Source organism: Escherichia sp. E2586 (assembly GCF_005781105.1).
Classification (GTDB): Bacteria; Pseudomonadota; Gammaproteobacteria; order Enterobacterales; family Enterobacteriaceae; genus Escherichia.
In genome coordinates this window covers 1-1,108 of sequence record NZ_VATN01000046.1, presented here as the reverse complement: position 1 = coordinate 1,108, position 1,108 = coordinate 1, and the positions used below count along the sequence as shown (strand labels likewise).

General features: G+C 37.8%; 1 protein-coding gene. It reads right to left on the bottom strand.

Annotation, left to right across the window (positions count from 1 at the left end; genetic code table 11):
- Positions 1–319: 319 nt before the first annotated feature.
- On the bottom strand, positions 320–997 hold the full coding sequence (locus tag FEK50_RS23610) for a hypothetical protein (RefSeq protein WP_130238011.1): 678 nt from the start codon (positions 995–997) through the stop codon (positions 320–322).
- Positions 998–1,108: the final 111 nt, after the last annotated feature.

The following is a 1,108-nucleotide window of genomic DNA, read 5'->3' as shown; positions in this document are numbered from 1 at the left end:
AGTGGAGCCGAGTATTGCCGCATTTGCGTTCTGAGCAGTAGCAATAAAGTTTCCGGTGAGAAATGTCACCAGCATTTTGTTATGAAACGGGTATTGGCGGTATATGGGGGCGGGGCTTTAGTTATTAGGTGTCGAGAATTAATTGTTTGTAGCAATATAAAAAGGAGCGCTTAAGTTCGTTTATTTTTTAAGCTTCATATACATAGTGGATAAAAATGAGAACCACCCGCTGAACGGGTGGTTTTGCGCAAGTTAAATTTTATAATTTCAGTGAATCTTTACGCTGTAATAATGCAAATGATAGTTGAAAAAAACACAATCAGTCGATGGATTCTCCGTAGGATGCAACTGCCTGAGCGACGCAAAAACGATCAATACACTCTATTTCTCCATAATCACGCAGGCAATAATAAGTATTATTGTCTTTATCAAAAGCGTAAATGCTACAAATACCCTTAGGCTCACAACTTGCGTCCCATCCACTATTAGATAACGTGCCCCATTCCTGGTAAAGCCCTGCGTTAACTTCTCGATTGATAATATGCGGTCCACTATAGTTATCATAATCGTAACTATAGATGTCACGTGCCTCAGGAAAATTCCCGTTCATGTTTTCAATCCACGGTAAAATATCTTTAACTGAGTTATAAAGTTCAATGCTGTATTTGAAAAAACGCTTCACAATAAAAACATAGATGCCGGCAGATTTGTTTGTTGATTTATCAGTGGCGAAAATGACAAAAATCTTCCCAACGCACTTTTCATCTACGCCCGGAAAAGTTACTGTGCCATCCTGGCTAACCGCCAGAACATTATTGTCTGCATTAGTGCTACAGGTCCATTTTACCTTGTCATTATTAATAGGGTCATTATCAATGACCATCTTGAAGGTTGCTCCTGGGAACAAACTGTTAGGGAAACAGTAACCACTCTCCATATCATTTTTAATATCAAAAATATGACCATCAACTAACACGCCTGTAATTTTGCTCATCATTGAACTCTCTTTGTTTGTTAAATAAAAAGTTTTATTCCTGAACAACGGAACACGCTGATATTAATGCAACCAATGAATTGTTGTTGTTATTTGGAGGTTATATAGTGGTAT

What these genes read in the sequence shown, in the direction of transcription:
- FEK50_RS23610 (WP_130238011.1), bottom strand. Translation starts at nt 997, where the DNA reads ATGATGAGCAAAATTACAGGCGTGTTAGTTGATGGTCATATTTTTGAT.